13 protein-coding genes are annotated in these 14,624 nt (G+C 54.1%); 6 read left to right on the top strand and 7 right to left on the bottom strand.

Annotated elements, in window-relative coordinates; translation table 11 throughout:
- Positions 1–2 precede the first annotated feature (2 nt).
- Entirely contained in the window at positions 3–2,579 is a 2,577-nt protein-coding gene (locus QML71_RS11720) for an ABC transporter permease (RefSeq protein ID WP_282012117.1), read from the bottom strand.
- On the bottom strand, positions 2,576–3,265 hold the full coding sequence (locus QML71_RS11715) for an ABC transporter ATP-binding protein (RefSeq protein WP_282012116.1): 690 nt from the start codon (positions 3,263–3,265) through the stop codon (positions 2,576–2,578). The genes QML71_RS11720 and QML71_RS11715 overlap by 4 nt, the downstream gene beginning before the upstream one ends.
- Before the next feature lie 118 nt (positions 3,266–3,383).
- Here QML71_RS11715 and QML71_RS11710 point away from each other — a divergent pair, with 118 nt between their 5' ends.
- Positions 3,384–3,944, top strand: coding sequence for an arylesterase (locus tag QML71_RS11710; protein WP_282012115.1), 561 nt, complete (start codon positions 3,384–3,386; stop codon positions 3,942–3,944).
- A gap of 8 nt (positions 3,945–3,952) precedes the next feature.
- On the opposite strand, the gene QML71_RS11705 is transcribed toward QML71_RS11710, so the two are convergent.
- Positions 3,953–5,002, bottom strand: coding sequence for a DUF5677 domain-containing protein (locus QML71_RS11705; protein WP_282012114.1), 1,050 nt, complete (start codon positions 5,000–5,002; stop codon positions 3,953–3,955).
- The gene (locus tag QML71_RS11700; RefSeq protein ID WP_282012113.1) at positions 4,999–6,132 is read right to left on the bottom strand and encodes a hypothetical protein; all 1,134 of its coding nucleotides are present in this window, start codon (positions 6,130–6,132) and stop codon (positions 4,999–5,001) included. Before QML71_RS11700 ends, QML71_RS11705 begins: the two co-directional genes overlap by 4 nt.
- A 292-nt stretch (positions 6,133–6,424) precedes the next feature.
- Here QML71_RS11700 and QML71_RS11695 point away from each other — a divergent pair, with 292 nt between their 5' ends.
- The 5 genes from QML71_RS11695 to QML71_RS11675 all read left to right on the top strand — a co-directional run bounded on the left by QML71_RS11695 (position 6,425) and on the right by QML71_RS11675 (position 11,637).
- A complete protein-coding gene (locus tag QML71_RS11695; protein ID WP_282012112.1) occupies positions 6,425–8,143 on the top strand; it encodes a radical SAM protein in 1,719 nt (572 codons plus the stop codon).
- 42 nt (positions 8,144–8,185) lie between these two features.
- A complete protein-coding gene (locus QML71_RS11690; RefSeq protein ID WP_282012111.1) occupies positions 8,186–9,052 on the top strand; it encodes a ComF family protein in 867 nt (288 codons plus the stop codon).
- Positions 9,053–9,058: 6 nt separating this feature from the next.
- On the top strand, positions 9,059–10,027 hold the full coding sequence (locus QML71_RS11685) for a DNA-processing protein DprA (protein ID WP_282012110.1): 969 nt from the start codon (positions 9,059–9,061) through the stop codon (positions 10,025–10,027).
- Positions 10,028–10,109: 82 nt separating this feature from the next.
- Positions 10,110–10,982 (top strand): CDP-alcohol phosphatidyltransferase family protein, encoded by an 873-nt coding sequence (locus QML71_RS11680; protein WP_282012109.1) that lies wholly within the window; start codon positions 10,110–10,112, stop codon positions 10,980–10,982.
- Complete coding sequence (locus tag QML71_RS11675) at positions 10,930–11,637, top strand: hypothetical protein (RefSeq protein ID WP_282012108.1); 708 nt, start codon at positions 10,930–10,932, stop codon at positions 11,635–11,637. Before QML71_RS11680 ends, QML71_RS11675 begins: the two co-directional genes overlap by 53 nt.
- A 136-nt stretch (positions 11,638–11,773) precedes the next feature.
- Here QML71_RS11675 and QML71_RS11670 read toward each other — a convergent pair whose 3' ends face one another.
- The 3 genes from QML71_RS11670 to QML71_RS11660 form a co-directional block, all read right to left on the bottom strand.
- A complete protein-coding gene (locus QML71_RS11670) occupies positions 11,774–12,418 on the bottom strand; it encodes a MopE-related protein (RefSeq protein WP_282012107.1) in 645 nt (214 codons plus the stop codon).
- Positions 12,419–12,648: 230 nt separating this feature from the next.
- Entirely contained in the window at positions 12,649–13,299 is a 651-nt protein-coding gene (locus QML71_RS11665; RefSeq protein WP_282012106.1) for a response regulator, read from the bottom strand.
- Positions 13,296–14,600: a sensor histidine kinase gene (locus QML71_RS11660; protein ID WP_282012105.1), complete on the bottom strand. Its 1,305-nt coding sequence runs from the start codon at positions 14,598–14,600 to the stop codon at positions 13,296–13,298. Before QML71_RS11660 ends, QML71_RS11665 begins: the two co-directional genes overlap by 4 nt.
- Between the last annotated feature and the right edge of the window lie 24 nt (positions 14,601–14,624).

Raw genomic sequence — 14,624 nt, 5'->3', positions numbered from 1 at the left:
GCTCAGCCGTCCACGCGCCGCAGGGTATGGATGGGTTTGTTGCGCAACACGTCGATGCTGCTCAGAATGCCGGTGATGGTGGTCAGCAGAAACGCCACGAGGAAGGACCAGCCGAGCGGTCCCAGCCGGAAATGCCACGGCGATTTGACAACGTACTCCATCACCGCCCACGACGTGCCGACCGACAGCAACACGCCCACCGCTGCAGCGACGAGGCCCAGCGTGCCGTATTCGTAACCGAGGATGGCGGCGACGGCGCGGCGGCGCGCTCCCAGCGTTTTCAGGATGGCGGCTTCCTTGAGGCGGCGGAACTTGGTGGAGGCCACCGCGCCGGACAGGATGAACAGACCCGAAGCGATGGCGAAGGCGGACATGAAATCCACCAGGGTCAGCAGTTTGTTGACCACGTTTTCGATGCTCTCCACAATGTCGCGCGTGCCGAGGGCGGTGACGTTCGGCAGGGCATCGACCACCGCCTGTTGCAGTTTCAATTCTTTCTCGCGCGGGATGTGCACGGTGCTGACAAACGTGACCGGCGCCCCGTCCAGCGCTCCCGGAGAAAATACCATGTAAAAATTGGTGCGCATGTTGCGCCAGTCCACGCGGCGGATGTTGTGCACGGTGGCGGTGACATGGATGCCCTGAATGTCCATCACCAGCTCCGAGCCGATGTGTGCGTCCAGCCGCCGGGCGGCATCTTCTTCCAGCGACACCAGCGCCTTGCCTGCGTCCTCCTTGCTCCACCACTCGCCCTTGATGACTTCGTTGCTGCCCGGAGGCGGGTCCACGCGGTACGTCAATACGAACTCGCGATTGATGAACCACTCCTCGGCGTGGCGGTTGGTGTAGTCCCAGTCGTCGGTACGGCGCCCGTCGATGCTGAACAGGCGCGAGCGCACCAGCGGCGTGGTTTCTTCTTTGGCTTCCGCGCCGAAGGAGTTGATGATTGTGCGGTACTCATCCACCTGATGCTTCTGGATGTCGATGAAAAAATAATTGGGCGGCTTGTTCTCCGTGCTCTTGTTGAGCATGGCGATCATGTCCATCTGGATGAGGTGAATCGACAGCACCAGCATGATGCCCATGCCGAGCGCGGTGATGATCGATACCGCCTGGTTGTTGGGCCGGTACAGGTTGGCCAATCCATAACGCCGTGTCATGAGTGGCGACGGCGGCATCTTACGCAGCGCTTTCAAAAACAGGAGCGCCACGCCCGCCAGCAGCAACGCCGACACGATGAGGATGGACAGAAACACGAGGCCGCGTTTGATCGATTCCGCCTGCCAAAACACGATCGCCACCAGTCCCAGCGAAAACAACAGGCCCATGGTCCAGCGTTGCCGCCGCGATCCGCGCGCCAACTCTTCCTCTTCGGCGATGTGGCGGAACAGGCGCAGAGGCCGCGTGCGCACGGCGCGGATGAGTGGCCATACGGTGAACAGCAGGGTGGTCAACAGGCCGAGCGACAACGATTGCAGCGCCGGTTCCCAGTCGAATCGGGGCGTGACTTCGAGGTTCAGGAGATCCGCCATTTTTTCCGGCAGGCTGAACTGGAGTGCGTAGCCAATGCCCACGCCCAACAGGCTGCCGCTGAGGCCCAGCAGTAAAGCCTGGATCAGGTACACCATGAACACCGTGCGCGAGGTGGCGCCGAGGCAGTTGAGGATGGCGATGGTGTCCATCTTCTGCGCCATGAAGGTGCGGATGATCATGGCCACGCCGATGCCGCCCATCAGGAGAGCGATGACGCCGACCGAACCGAGGTATTTGCTCATGCGGTCGATGGCTCCGGTCAACGACGATTCCATGTCCTTGTAGGTGCGGATGGATGCGGCCTTGTCCTGGAGTCCGCGTTCGAGCAGGGCGACGCCTTTTTCCAGCGGAAAGCCGGTGGGCAGGTGCACGAGGGTTTTATTCTTCACGCGGCTGCCGGGGGCGATCAACGCCGCCTGCTCCAGCGTGGCGTTCGACACCATCACTCTGGGACCGATGCTGAAGGCGCGGGAGATGCGATCGGGTTCGCCCTCAATCACCGCCGCAATGCGCGCCTCCACCTCACCAAGCTGGAACCGATCGCCGATCTGGAGTTGGGATTTGATCAGAAAATTCGGCTCGACCAGCGCGCCGCGGTCGGCGAGCAACTCGGAGAGCGGTCCGGAAGGATTGGTGGTGAGCGTGCCGTAAAACGGATAAAACGGCGGCGTTGCCGGAACGGATTTCAACTCCACCAGCAGGTTGGCCTGGTTGCCGGGACGTTTCGGGTCCGGGAACCGCGTCATGGCGTGCAGTTCTTTAAGGAATATAAACTCGGTGCCGGCTGGCAGGACTTCTTTTTGATACGCGCGGTCTTCGGGACTTTGCGGCCAGCTGCTTTTGATCTCGATGTCCGCAGCCAGGAGCGCCTTCGATTCGCGTTGAATGGCCTGTTCGAGGATATTGGAAAAACTTTTGATCGTCATGATGGCGCCGACGCCGATGGCGAGGCAGATGACGAAGAAGAGGAAGCGCTTGCCCGCGCCACGGCTCTCCGTCAATGCCAGCCGGAACACCTGGCCGAACGTCATCTGCGACGACTTCATGATCCGGTCCATTGTGAATTGAGCACGTCATCCACCAGGTTGCCGTCGGCCATGGTCAGCGTGCGCTGGGTGCGCGCCGCGATGTGCACCTCGTGGGTGACGAGGATGATGGTCGCGCGTTTCACGCGATGCAGTTCCGTGATCAGGTCCATGATCTTGTCGCTGTTTTTGGAATCGAGGTTGCCCGTGGGCTCGTCGGCGAGCACGATGTCCGGTTCGTTGACGAAGGCGCGCGCCAGGGACAGGCGCTGTTGCTCGCCGCCGGACAACTGCGACGGGTAATGGTGCAGGCGTTCGCCCAGACCGACCACGCCCAAAAGGTCCTCCGATTTTTTATGCGCGCTGGAGGAGCCGTTGAGTTCCGCCGAGAGCAACACGTTTTCCACGGCGGTGAGGGTGGGGATCAGGTGGAAATTCTGGAACACGAAACCGAAGCGCTGGCCGCGCAAAACGGCCAGTTCATCTTCGCCGAGTTTCGTGATATCCTGCCCGTCCACGATGATGGAACCGCCGGTCGGGCTGTCGAGCCCGGCAATGAGGCTCAGCAGGGTGGTCTTGCCGCTGCCGGAAGGCCCGGTGACCGCCACGAACTGTCCGTCCGGCACCGTCAGGTCGATGCCTTTCAGGATGTCCACCCGGTGTCCGCCACCATAAAGGGATTTCGTGAGTTGTCGAATTTCGATCATCAGGTTCCGCGGGTCTGCATTGGATTGCCGTATGTTTCATTGTTGCAAAGTCAGGCGGGCATTTACAAAAATTTTTTGCGCCGCGTTCTTACTCCTCACCCTCACAGGAGCTGGCCCCGTGTCAGATAAACCCGTAATTCTCGCGTTTGGAGACAGCCTGACCTTCGGCTACCAGGTGCCGCCGGAAAAGAGCTATCCCTCGCGACTGCAACGGGTTCTGGAGGCCAAGGGGTACCCCTACAAGGTGGTCAACGCCGGGGTCAGTGGCGACACCACCGCCGGCGGCGCGGCGCGCATCGACTGGCTGCTGCGGCACGATCCGGAAATCGTGATCGTGGAACTCGGCGCCAACGACGGCCTGCGCGGTTTGCCCATCGACTCCATGCGCGAGAACCTGGCGCGCATCATCGAGACCTGTCAGAAACACGGCGCGAAGGTGTTGCTGGCGGGGATGAAGATCACGCCCAACCTGGGACGCGAATACACCGAGGCGTTCGAACAGGTGTTCCACGACGTGGCGGAGCAATACGACGTGCCGCTGATTCCGTTTTTTCTGGAAGGCGTCGCCGGTGTGCAGGAACTCACCCAGCCCGACGGCCTGCATCCGTTGGAAAAAGGCTACGCCAAAGTCACCATCACCGTGTGGAAGCACCTGGAACCGATGCTGGGGAAGAAGTAAATCAAATACTAGCCGACTGAAGAAAAAGCGGTTCCGATTTGCTTTTCTAAGATAGATAATATTCTTGAAAAAACAATGTGATCAACCGTTGGTATTGTTAAGAGAAAATTAGTTGTTGATATTAAAAGTGAGATTGATGTCATATGGCCAGGGTCTGTTAAGCCTGAATTGCTTGGGCCAATTAAATATAAATTGCCCTCAGTTTCTTCTTCAGCCTCGCACAAACCTAAGAGTGAATTATGGGGTTTGAAGCTTCCATGAATATAATTACTTGCCCATTTAAATCTAGGCCGCCAGTGGTCTAGTTCAGTGTATTTTTCCAAGTCAATTAGTTTAGGGTTTTTATTTTTTAAAACTGGAGAAGCCCACCCATAATCATTTACCAGTTCCTCTCCATACTGGTTTTTAATGTTATTGCAATGATCCCTTGCTTCAGCCATTTCCTCTTCGGTGAAAGGTTCTAATCTGGCTTTGTTTGCGTGTTTGTTGAGGTTTTCCATGGCCTTTAAGGTTTGAGCTTCTCTGCTTAAAATATATCGTGTTGAGATTTCCTCTTTGTTTTCAATGTTACAAAGAAAGCTTATTATAACCGCAATTTCGTGCAAACTTCGCCATCTTGCTAGCGCACCATCCGCATAACCAGCTTTTAGTAAGCAAAGAATTTCTCTGCCAATAAGTAAACCCCTAGTATGTAAATTATGTAAGGCTTCAAAGGTTATATGATCTAGAGGAGTTTCCATTTCCTGATTGTTTTCATGGAAGCCGTTATGAAATTCTTGTGAAAGTTCTTCTGAAATAACTATTTGTGTTTCCAGTAAATTAAGAGCGTTTTCCCATCTACTTTTATGTCTATTTTCAAATGCTTCAATTGCTGTGCGTCTTTCTTTTAGCATTTTCGGCGCATCTTTCTTCAATTGCTTGAAGACTGATTTTGCAGTTTTAGCTGTAGCAGATTTAAAGCTCTTTTTTATAATGTCTTCTATTTCTTGAAAATTTAAATCCGTTTCTTTAAATGCCCGATCTACTGCTTCCTGAAAAAACTTGTCTAAATTGTTCATTTTTTTTTATTAAATGTGTCTATGAAAATTTTTAATGTATTCAGGGTGTTTTTAGTTTTTAAAATTTCGATGGCCTGATGGTACGCGTCGGCGACGTTGCGGGAGTGGCCGGAGAGGTGAGACAGGGTCGCGGCATGATGCGCGATCATCGGCGTGGCGGGACCGCTGCCGTTTTGGAGCGCCTGTTCGCCGAGCTGCGCGATTTCGGATTTTTTCGCGGGCACGTCTTTGAGCGCGGTGAACGCGTCTCGAAGTGTCTTCACGGTATCGGCGTCGTACAGCGATTCGCAATCCAGTTTCATCTCGGCCAGTGCGTTTTCGCCCATCTGCATGTACACCTTCGCCTGTTTGTGCACGCCGTACAGCGTGCTGCCTTCCATGCCGTTGCCGATGAGCACGCGGTCGAACCCGGAAATCTTCGCCACTTCGATCATCGCCGTTTCATACCCCGGATGAAAGTAGTTGGAGGCGAGGAAGGTGTGCTGTGCTTTGAGCGGCATCAGCATTTTTTCCAGCGTCGCCAGCGTGGTGCGCTTGACGACTTCTTCGCGCAGTCCGCGCAGTCCTTCGAGTTTGGGATGGCACTGTTCGGTGCCGAGATAACCGAAGCCGAACTGTTCGATGAGCCGGGCGCGTTCTTCCAGCGTCGTGTTCGGGCGTGCGCCGTAGTGGTGGATCAGTAAATCTTCACAGGTGACGCCGTGTTTGGGCGCGGTGGGCAGCGCCGACAATGCGAATGCGGGCAGGCCCATCTGCGCCAGCACCGGGATGGTGTAAAAGCCAAACTGCGGTGCGCGCACGAATCCGTCGAACGCATCCGCTACCTGCAGCAGCCGGTCGAGCCCGACCTCACGTTTGAGCGTGGTCGCATCCAGCGCGCGGTAGAAACCGCGGGTCTCGCCGATGGACTCGATCTTCATGCGCGAGGCGATCAGGAACACGGCGGCGCGGGCTTCGCTGACGGCGTGGTCGAGAACCAGGCTCAACCCGTCTTCGGCCTCGGCTTCGGTGAGGTCCTTCGACATGCGCGGGCCGGTGGCGATTTTCTCCAGATAGGCGCGCATGCGCTCGTCCGCTTCGCCGGAGCGCGGGGTGGTGCGGGTCTTATTCCAATCCTGGTTCTGGTTCATGGGCCGGTTTTGCAGTATGATAATGAATCCGGTGGTTTTAAAAATTTTGTTATTGAATGGAAAAGGAAATCACCCTCACCCCAGCCCGTCACTCCTTGAGTGCTCCCATAAAGGGAGAGGGGGCCGCGCCTGGCGCGGAACAAACGGGATTGTGCTCGGAAAGCGGACGCTGGTTTGTCCGCACGCTCCAAATACAACCCGTCTCTGCTGGCCGTAGGCCAGTTCCTTCCCCCCTGGTGGGAGAAGGTTAGGATGAGGGGGGGGTCAAAACAAGTTCCTTTTTAAGGATTATATGCCCGATACGGATTTTGTGAAACAGGCGATTGCCGAGGCCCCGAGGGTGCGCCCGGTCAGTGTACTTTTGATTTATCCCAGCACGACGGATGTGGCGCTGGCCAATCTCGGTTTTCAACGCGTGTACGGTCTGCTCAACCGCCTCGACGGGGTGGTGTGCGACCGCTACAGCCTGCCCGACGATTGGACGCCGATGACGCAGGCGTTGAAGCCGGAGGCGTTGCGCTCGCACGATGCGGGCCGCCTGCCCATGGGTTTCGACCTGATCGCGTTTTCGATTTCGTTCGAGCCCGATTACCTCAACGCCGTCGCCATCCTCGACTATTTCGGCATCCCGCTGGACCGCCGCCAGCGCGGCTCCCAATACCCTCTCATCGTCGCAGGGGGATCGGCTCTGTTCATCAATCCAGAACCTTTGGCGGACATTTTCGACGTCGGTTTCATCGGCGAAGCCGAGGGCATGATCCAGCCGTTCTTCGATTTGTACACGCAAAACGACTGGCGCGATCCGCGTGAATTGATGGCGGAAGCGGCGCGGCTGCCGGGCATTTACGTGCCGGAGTTGTACACGCCGGAATACACCGACGGCGTGCAGACGGCGCTGGTGCCGCAACCGGGCGTGCCCGCCCGCATTGCCCGTCACTGGGTGGCGGAAGGCGATCCGGCGCTGTGCACGCATTCGGAACTGCACGGCGAGACGACCGCGTTCCGCGACATGGCGCTGATGGAAGTGACGCGCGGGTGCATCTGGGCCTGCCGTTTCTGCACAGCGGGGTTCATCTACCGGCCGCCACGCGAACCGGATCTGGACCAGACCTATGAATCGCTGGAACGGGTGTTGGCCGCGCAGGACAGGAGCGCCGCGACCATTGGCCTGGTCGGGCCGTCGGTGACGGATCACCCGCAACTGCTGGGGCTGGCCAGGCGCATCGTCAAAGAGGGCAAGATGCTGTCGTTTTCGTCGCTGCGCATGGAGACCTTGACCGACGAGCTGGTCGATTTGATTTTGCAGAGCGGCCAGAAGACGGTGACGGTGGCGGTGGATGCGCCCTCCGAGCGCATGCGCGACGTCATCAATAAATCCGCGTCCGACGATTTCGTCATCGACAAGTGCCGCTTCCTGACCGAGAAGGGGGTGCTGCATCTCAAGATTTATTCGATCATCGGCCTGCCTGCGGAGGAAGACGAAGACATCGACCAGTTCATCGAACTGGTGAAGAACGTGCAGAAGGTGTACGTGGAAGCGTGCAGCCGGCGCGGCAACATCGGCACCGTCACCATCGGCGTCAGTCCCCTGGTGCCGAAACCGGGCACGCCGTTCCAGTGGCACCCGATGGAGCCGGTGAGCGTGCTCAAGAAAAAATTCCAGAAGCTGCGCAAGGTGCTGGGCCCCTTGCCCAACCTGCAGCTCAGTTTCGGTTCGCCCAATGAGGCGTACCTGCAAACCTACCTGTCGCGCGGCGACCGGCGGGCGCTCAGTTTTTTCGAGGAGTTTTTGAAAAACGGACGCGACGAAAAACGCGCGCTGCACAACGCCGTGCCGCATCCGGACCGGTTCACCTACCGCCAGTACGGCAAGGACGATTTTCTGCCGTGGGACATTGTGGACCACGGGTACCATCCGAAATTTCTCTGGCAGGATTACCAGCGCGGCCTGCGCGCCAAGCACACACCCGTGTGCGACACCGCCACCTGCAAAATCTGCGGAATCTGTTGAAAGTAGTTATTTCTATATTCCGATTTTTGTATAATCTTCCCTATGATATTCTCAAGGGAAGATATTCTAAAAACAATAAATTCAACCCCTAGAAGACGAAAAATCTCTAGTGACTTTAAACTTTTAAAGCCACCTGGAGAATTTGGTGATGACTGGAATTTATTTTTCCCCTTTGGTGACAGCTACATTCCCGCTTTCGAAAGTGTTTTTTCAATTGAAACTATCGGTTTTCGAAAAAATCCAACTACTTCAGGCTATTACACTTATCTTAAAAATGTATCGGAATGGGAAATTGAGGCATTACAAAATTGGTTAGCGATTTTCTATGAATGCGTAACAATAAGGGACTGTTTAACTATGTCCTTTGCCTTAGATTTTGATAGAACTGATGGTAATCCAGAAAACGAAAAAACAAATATTGGAACATTAAGGGAAAATGCCAAACCATATGATAAGCCTCTAATTTCTAGTCATATAGAGAACGCCAGAAAGTTGGCTGAATTATGTGTGAAATTTTTAGAAAGAATTCAATGTTATAACAAGGCCGATGTTTTGGTTGGCGTACCGCCCTCTGATCCAACAAAATCCTATAATTTACCTTCATTTCTCGCCAATGAAATTGGCAGGTTATGGAATAAAGAAAATTTTAGCGATTGCTTGAGGACTCTAAGGCCTAGGGAAGGCCTGAAAAGTATTCCAATAAAAGAAAAGCTGAATATCCTAGAAGGCACAATTGAAGTTGATTCTGCTTATTTTAAGAATAAGAGAGTATTGTTGATTGATGATCTTTATCAATCTGGAATTACCATGAATTATGTAGGCATGTTATTGTTGGAAGCTGGTGCAAGGGAAGTTTATGGATTGGCATGTGAAAAAACGTGTCGAAATGACGATAATGTTTCTAGTTGAAGTCTGATGGAAACTAACGAGTTAAAATTTAATATTCTTCGTTTGCTGGAAACAAAGGGGATTGGTTTTGCGAAATTTTGGACTATTTGGAATGCTTTCAAAGACGATATCGATTTAGACGCAATTTTTAAGGGCCAACAAGAGATAAAAAAATATTTAAATAATGAAGGATATTCAGATTGGCAATCTAACGAAAAAGTAGTTTCTGAAAAATGGGATAAACTTTTAGATAAAAATGTTCAGGTAATATTTTTTGAGGATGATATTTACCCTCAAAAATTAGTTTCCCGCCTTAAGAAAAAAGCTCCACCCATTTTATTAGCGTTTGGTAACCTCAATTTACTTTCTAAAACATCGGTAGGATTTTGTGGCTCCAGAGAGGCAAGCGGAAAAGGCCTTGAAACAGCTTATGATTGTGCAGAACAATTATCTAGGGACGGAATAAATATAGTCTCTGGCTATGCGCATGGTGTGGATATGACAACCCATCGAGCTGCTTTGGAATCAGGAGGCACTACGACCCTTGTTTTGGCAGAAGGAATCCTAAATTTTAAAATCAAAAAAGAACTTTTATCTATTTGGGATTGGGATAGGGTTCTTGTTTTAAGTGAATTCTTGCCAGGTCTACCTTGGAGTGTCCGGAACGCAATGCAAAGGAATGGCGTTATTTGCGCTCTCTCGGAAGCTGTAATTTTAATTGAGGCAAAAAGCCGAGGGGGAAGCATAGAGGCTGGAAAGACTTGTTTGGGTATGAATCTTCCGCTGTTTGCTCCAGTTTATGAAGGAATGCCAGAAAGTGCCGTTGGCAACAGAGAATTACTAAATCAAGGGGCGTACCCTATTTATAAAAGCCAAAAAACCAGCAAAGCCAATTTGGACAAAATTTTTCATATCTTCGACTCAGACTCTTCTGCTTCCTCGATAGTCCCTTCTTCTAAGTCTTTAAAAAATAATCAGATATCGTTTCTCGATTAGGTCAGATGCTGGTTCAGGAATTCTAGAAACGCTAATATCAAAATATATTCTTATGTCAGACCATTCCCCCGACTGGAACAGGATGGAAAAGCTGCCTCCGGGCTGCGGGTTCTTCGATCTCAACGAGCTCTGGTACTTCCCCAACCGCTGGGCGGTGAAAGCGCTGTACCCCCTTCCCGTCACTGCCAACCACATCACCGTGCTGGCCCTGATCTTTGGATTGATCTCCGCCGCGTTTTATTTTTCCAGTGGTGAGCACGCGTTGATCTGGGGCGCGGTGTTTTTGTACGGCAAACTGTTCTGCGACAATGTGGACGGCAACCTGGCCCGGCTGCGCGGCGAGGCCTCGCGATTGGGACGTTTTCTCGATTCGTTTTCCGATTTTCTGGTGACGGTGCTGGTGTATGCGGGCGTCACCTGGCAGGTGGCAAAGAGTGCTGAGCATCCGGGCTGGATCTGGACGCTGGGACTGCTGGCGCTGGCCAGCGCGTTGCTGCATTGCAGTTACTGGGTGTACTACTACGTCAGTTACGCCAGCCGCGTCGGCAGTTATGAAAAGAACCGGACGGATGAATCGTTGACGGAAGAAGAACGGGGTGCTTATGAAGAAACAGGAAACGGCACGGTGATATTGGCATTGCAACGCATTCACAATTTCGTTTACGGCTGGCAGGACGCATTGATCGAAACGGTCGATCGCACCAGCCGCAAATGGGCGCGCGTGCCCGATACGCAACAAGGACTGAGAGGGTGGTATGAAGATGCCTACTTCCTGGTAGGAATGGGGCCTATGTGTATATGTACAAATACGATGGCACTTATCGGATTTTCGCTGATTGACCAACTGTGGCTCTTCCTTCATCTTGTAGTGTATATAGGTAACGCGTATTGGGTAGGGTTGCATGTCTGGAAAATCCATCGATTCAAAGTCGCTGAACCTGGGGAGGATCTGTAAAAACGCGGGCGGCCTTGGGTTTCACGGTGAATGGCGGCGCCGGTTTTACCGTTGCGTTGTCATCGGCCTGTTGTGTTGGATGACGGCCTGCACCTACCGCGACCCTGAGATCTATACGGATATTGAAAACGTTCGCGCCAAACCCGGCACGCACACGCTGGCCGTCGCGGTGAAATACCTCAAGTGGCAATGGCCGAATGGCCTCGTCACCTTCCCCAACCCTGGCGTGCCGAAAGTCCTCAGGCAGGAAGCGCGTATCTACCTGGTCAATGCCGACCTCCCGGATGACATCACCCAGATTGTCGTCGCGTTCGATCCGAAAGAATTCCTGAACATCGCGCCCTGGGTTCTGGGTTGGGCCGAAGATGGGTTTTATTTTCAGGTCACCGATCCCACCGTGAGCGGCAAGGAAAACCAGCCTGCCCCCACCCAGTATTTCAAGTGGAACGACGCCGCAGGCCTTCAGCAGGTGGACACGGTTCCGTTCCAGCTGGCTTTTCAACCCAACACCGGTCCTGTTCCGGATGGTGTGTTCCTGCGTTACAGCAAAGGACACGATACCGTGGACGTGCAGACGGAGCGGCATCCGGAATGGATACGCAACGCCTTCCAGGTGGACCCGATGACGGGGCATCTCCTGGGAACGCAAGGCTGAGTGAAAGGTCGCGTGAGCGGTTTCCGCGCCGGGAAGAAATCAGGTAAGAGGAAAGCAGAGAAATAAGGGAGGACCCGTGACCTCGAAGGGGGTGAGGCCACGGGCTCCACAGGCCAGACAAACGTGAGAATCGGTGCTACTGGCCTGCTTGGAAAAAGATGGCTTTCGGAAGCCGGGAGTCGCTGGAATCCCAGCTTTGCGTTTTTATTTGTCCCCGAAGCCAGGGGTTGATGTTGTTCCAGTTGCTCATACAGAACTTCCCACCCTTCGGACATTTCCGGTAAGAACAACCTTCATCGATCTCGCCATTGCCGTTGTTGTCCACGCGGTCACAGATTTCTTTGGCGCCGGGATACGTGGCGGCATTTTCATCATCGATGTCCGCTGTGACGGCATAGCCGTCGCCATCGAGATCCGGACAAATCTGAACCGGTCCGAGGATGGTCTTTTTGGACGACTTGACTTCGATCCCGTTTATGGAGCGGAACGTCTTGCCGGCACGCTCGAAGACGAGATTATAAGTACCCTCGGGGACGAACAACAACGTGAATGCACCGTCGGGGGGGAGTTTCGTAGAGACCGATACACCAGGAATATGAACGATCGTCCCCTGAGGGTTGTATTTTCCTGAACAACTGACAACCTTGCCTTCAATCTGACCCGAATCGCTGTGATTGCTCATGGCGCTGAATTCTACAGACAACTCGGAGGCGGCTGCGGGGCTTGTCATGAAGCCCAGCAAGGCAAACATTGCGACTGCTAAAATCGTGTTGCGACTCATTGATTTTTCCCTCCTTAGAAGAGAAAAGAAATTCCGTTTGGAAATTTGATTAAATTGTTAATTACTGCTCAATCCTTATTGTGTACAAGATAAAACAGAAAGCGTTTGGGCGGTATCGTCCCAATATGGAATTTGCAGTTTGAGGTCCTGCGACGGCGTGTCGTAGAACTACGACAGGAGTGACGGGCGGAAGTTGATCGATCTGTTTGGTTTGAAGGGATTATGGGGGGCTAGATGAGCCCGTTTTTGATGGCGTAGTGGATGAGATCGGCGTTGGACTTCATTTCCATTTTTTCGAGGATGCGGTGGCGGTGGGTGCTGACGGTGGTGATTCCCACTGAAAGTTCGTCGGCGATTTCTTTCAGTTTCTTTCCCGAGGCGATCATACAGAAGATCTGGAACTCGCGGTCGGACAACCGTTGGTGCGGCTGTTCCTCCATTGATTGGCCCATTTCCTGAATCATTTTTTCGGCGAGTTCGGGGCTGACGTATTTTTTTCCCGAATGCACTTTGCGGATGGCTTCCACCATCTGTGCCGGCGCGCTGCCCTTGTTGAGGTAACCGGAAGCGCCGGCCCGGATGAAGCGCATGCCGTAGTGCTCTTCCGGAAAAATGCTGAGGATGAGCACAGGCAGTTTCGGGTTCAACGCCTTCAATTCCATCATCACATCCCACCCGGTTTTTTCCGGCATTTCGATGTCCATCAACACCACATCGGGGTGGAGCTTCTTCACCAGGTCGATGACCTCTTGCCCGGTTGCGGCCTGGCCGGCGATGTCGATGTCCGGCGTTTTGGAGATGACCTTCTCAATACCCTGACGCACGATTTCATGATCGTCGGCAATGAGGACGGAGATTTTTGAATTCTGACTGGGCGTCATGTGCTGTTCACCGGAAGTTTGACTGTGACGGTGGTGCCCTGGCCGGGCACTCCGTGAAAATGAACCGTTCCCTGCCACACCAGCACGCGTTCCCGAATGCCGAGCAGGCCCAGCGACTGGGGGCGTTTGATCTGTTGCTTGCGAATGCCGATGCCGTTGTCCTGCACTTCCATCATCACGTGGTCCTTTTCCCGTTTCAAGCGAATGGAAACGCGGCTGGCCTGAGCGTGGCGCACGATGTTGGTCAGGGTTTCCTGAAAGATGCGGAACAGGGCGGTGGCGCGTTCCGGATCCAGCTTGACCTGTTGGTCCAGTTCTTTCAAGTCAAATTCGATATCAGTGCGTTTTTGGATTTCCTGTACTTGCGATCTCATGGCCTCCGCCAGGCCGAATACATCCAGCAGGTGCGGCCGCAGTTCGGTGCTGATGCGTTGCACGGCGGCGATGGTCTGGTCGATCAACCGCGATACGGTTTCGGAAGATTGCTGGTGTTCGGGGTTGTCCGGATCGAGCTCGTCCTGCAGGCAGGTGATTTCCAGTTTAAGTGCGGTGAGTGCCTGCCCGAGTTCGTCGTGCACGGCGCGGGCGATGCGGGTTTGTTCCTCTTCGCGGATGGCCTGCAGCCGATTGCTGAACTGGCGCAACTGTTCGCGGGAACGGGTGATCTCTTCGACCATCGGGTTGCTGAACCGCCAGAACAATACGATGCTGGCGCCGATCACACCCGCGCCCACCGTCACCGCCAGCAATCCGGTTTTGTAAAACGGAGCGCGGATTTCCGCGAGGTCGATCTTGGCGACCAACGCCAGCGGCAGGTGTTCGATGGGTTCATACGCGGCGAGGGTGACGATGTTGCGGTAATCGGGGCCGACCATGATGCCGGACTCTCCGTTGAGGGCGCGTCGGATGGGTTCGCCCAGCGGCGAATCGAAGGGAATGGAATCCGGCACCATCAGGCTGGCATGGCGGTGGCTGAGCAGGAATTTGATTTTGTCGCCGACGCGTTTGGCCAGAATGAATTCACCGGTCACGCCGAAGCCTTTGAACCGTTTGTGGGCCTCGATGAACTGGCTGAGGGTGGCGGCTTCCGTGCCTTCGGGATAGTTGTAGCTGTACACGCTGTCGAAACGCGCCACCGCTTCCATCAACCGCGCCTGGCTTTGGGCGGATTCGATGAGGCGGGCTTTTTCTTCTTCAAAGGCGGTCTGATACAAAAGAAAGATGGCGAGGAAAACGACCACGAAGGCCGCGCCTGTCATGATCAGAATCAGAACCAGCCGTTGCCTTTGGGTGTCGCGCATTACGAGGGTCCTCCCATGCGGGCG

This window comes from Nitrospina watsonii, assembly GCF_946900835.1.
Taxonomy (GTDB): domain Bacteria; phylum Nitrospinota; class Nitrospinia; order Nitrospinales; family Nitrospinaceae; genus Nitrospina; species Nitrospina watsonii.
This window is presented reverse-complemented; position numbering and strand designations above follow the sequence as displayed.

Bases quoted from the DNA above. Each gene is read 5' to 3' on its own strand.
- QML71_RS11715 (WP_282012116.1), bottom strand. From the start codon at position 3,265: ATGATCGAAATTCGACAACTCACGAAATCCCTTTATGGTGGCGGACAC.
- QML71_RS11685 (WP_282012110.1), top strand. From the start codon at position 9,059: ATGGAAACTAACGAGTTAAAATTTAATATTCTTCGTTTGCTGGAAACA.
- QML71_RS11700 (WP_282012113.1), bottom strand. From the start codon at position 6,132: ATGAACCAGAACCAGGATTGGAATAAGACCCGCACCACCCCGCGCTCC.
- QML71_RS11665 (WP_282012106.1), bottom strand. From the start codon at position 13,299: ATGACGCCCAGTCAGAATTCAAAAATCTCCGTCCTCATTGCCGACGAT.
- QML71_RS11705 (WP_282012114.1), bottom strand. From the start codon at position 5,002: ATGAACAATTTAGACAAGTTTTTTCAGGAAGCAGTAGATCGGGCATTT.
- QML71_RS11680 (WP_282012109.1), top strand. From the start codon at position 10,110: ATGGAAAAGCTGCCTCCGGGCTGCGGGTTCTTCGATCTCAACGAGCTC.
- QML71_RS11670 (WP_282012107.1), bottom strand. From the start codon at position 12,418: ATGAGTCGCAACACGATTTTAGCAGTCGCAATGTTTGCCTTGCTGGGC.
- QML71_RS11695 (WP_282012112.1), top strand. From the start codon at position 6,425: ATGCCCGATACGGATTTTGTGAAACAGGCGATTGCCGAGGCCCCGAGG.
- QML71_RS11690 (WP_282012111.1), top strand. From the start codon at position 8,186: ATGATATTCTCAAGGGAAGATATTCTAAAAACAATAAATTCAACCCCT.
- QML71_RS11720 (WP_282012117.1), bottom strand. From the start codon at position 2,579: ATGAAGTCGTCGCAGATGACGTTCGGCCAGGTGTTCCGGCTGGCATTG.
- QML71_RS11675 (WP_282012108.1), top strand. From the start codon at position 10,930: ATGTCTGGAAAATCCATCGATTCAAAGTCGCTGAACCTGGGGAGGATC.
- QML71_RS11660 (WP_282012105.1), bottom strand. From the start codon at position 14,600: ATGCGCGACACCCAAAGGCAACGGCTGGTTCTGATTCTGATCATGACA.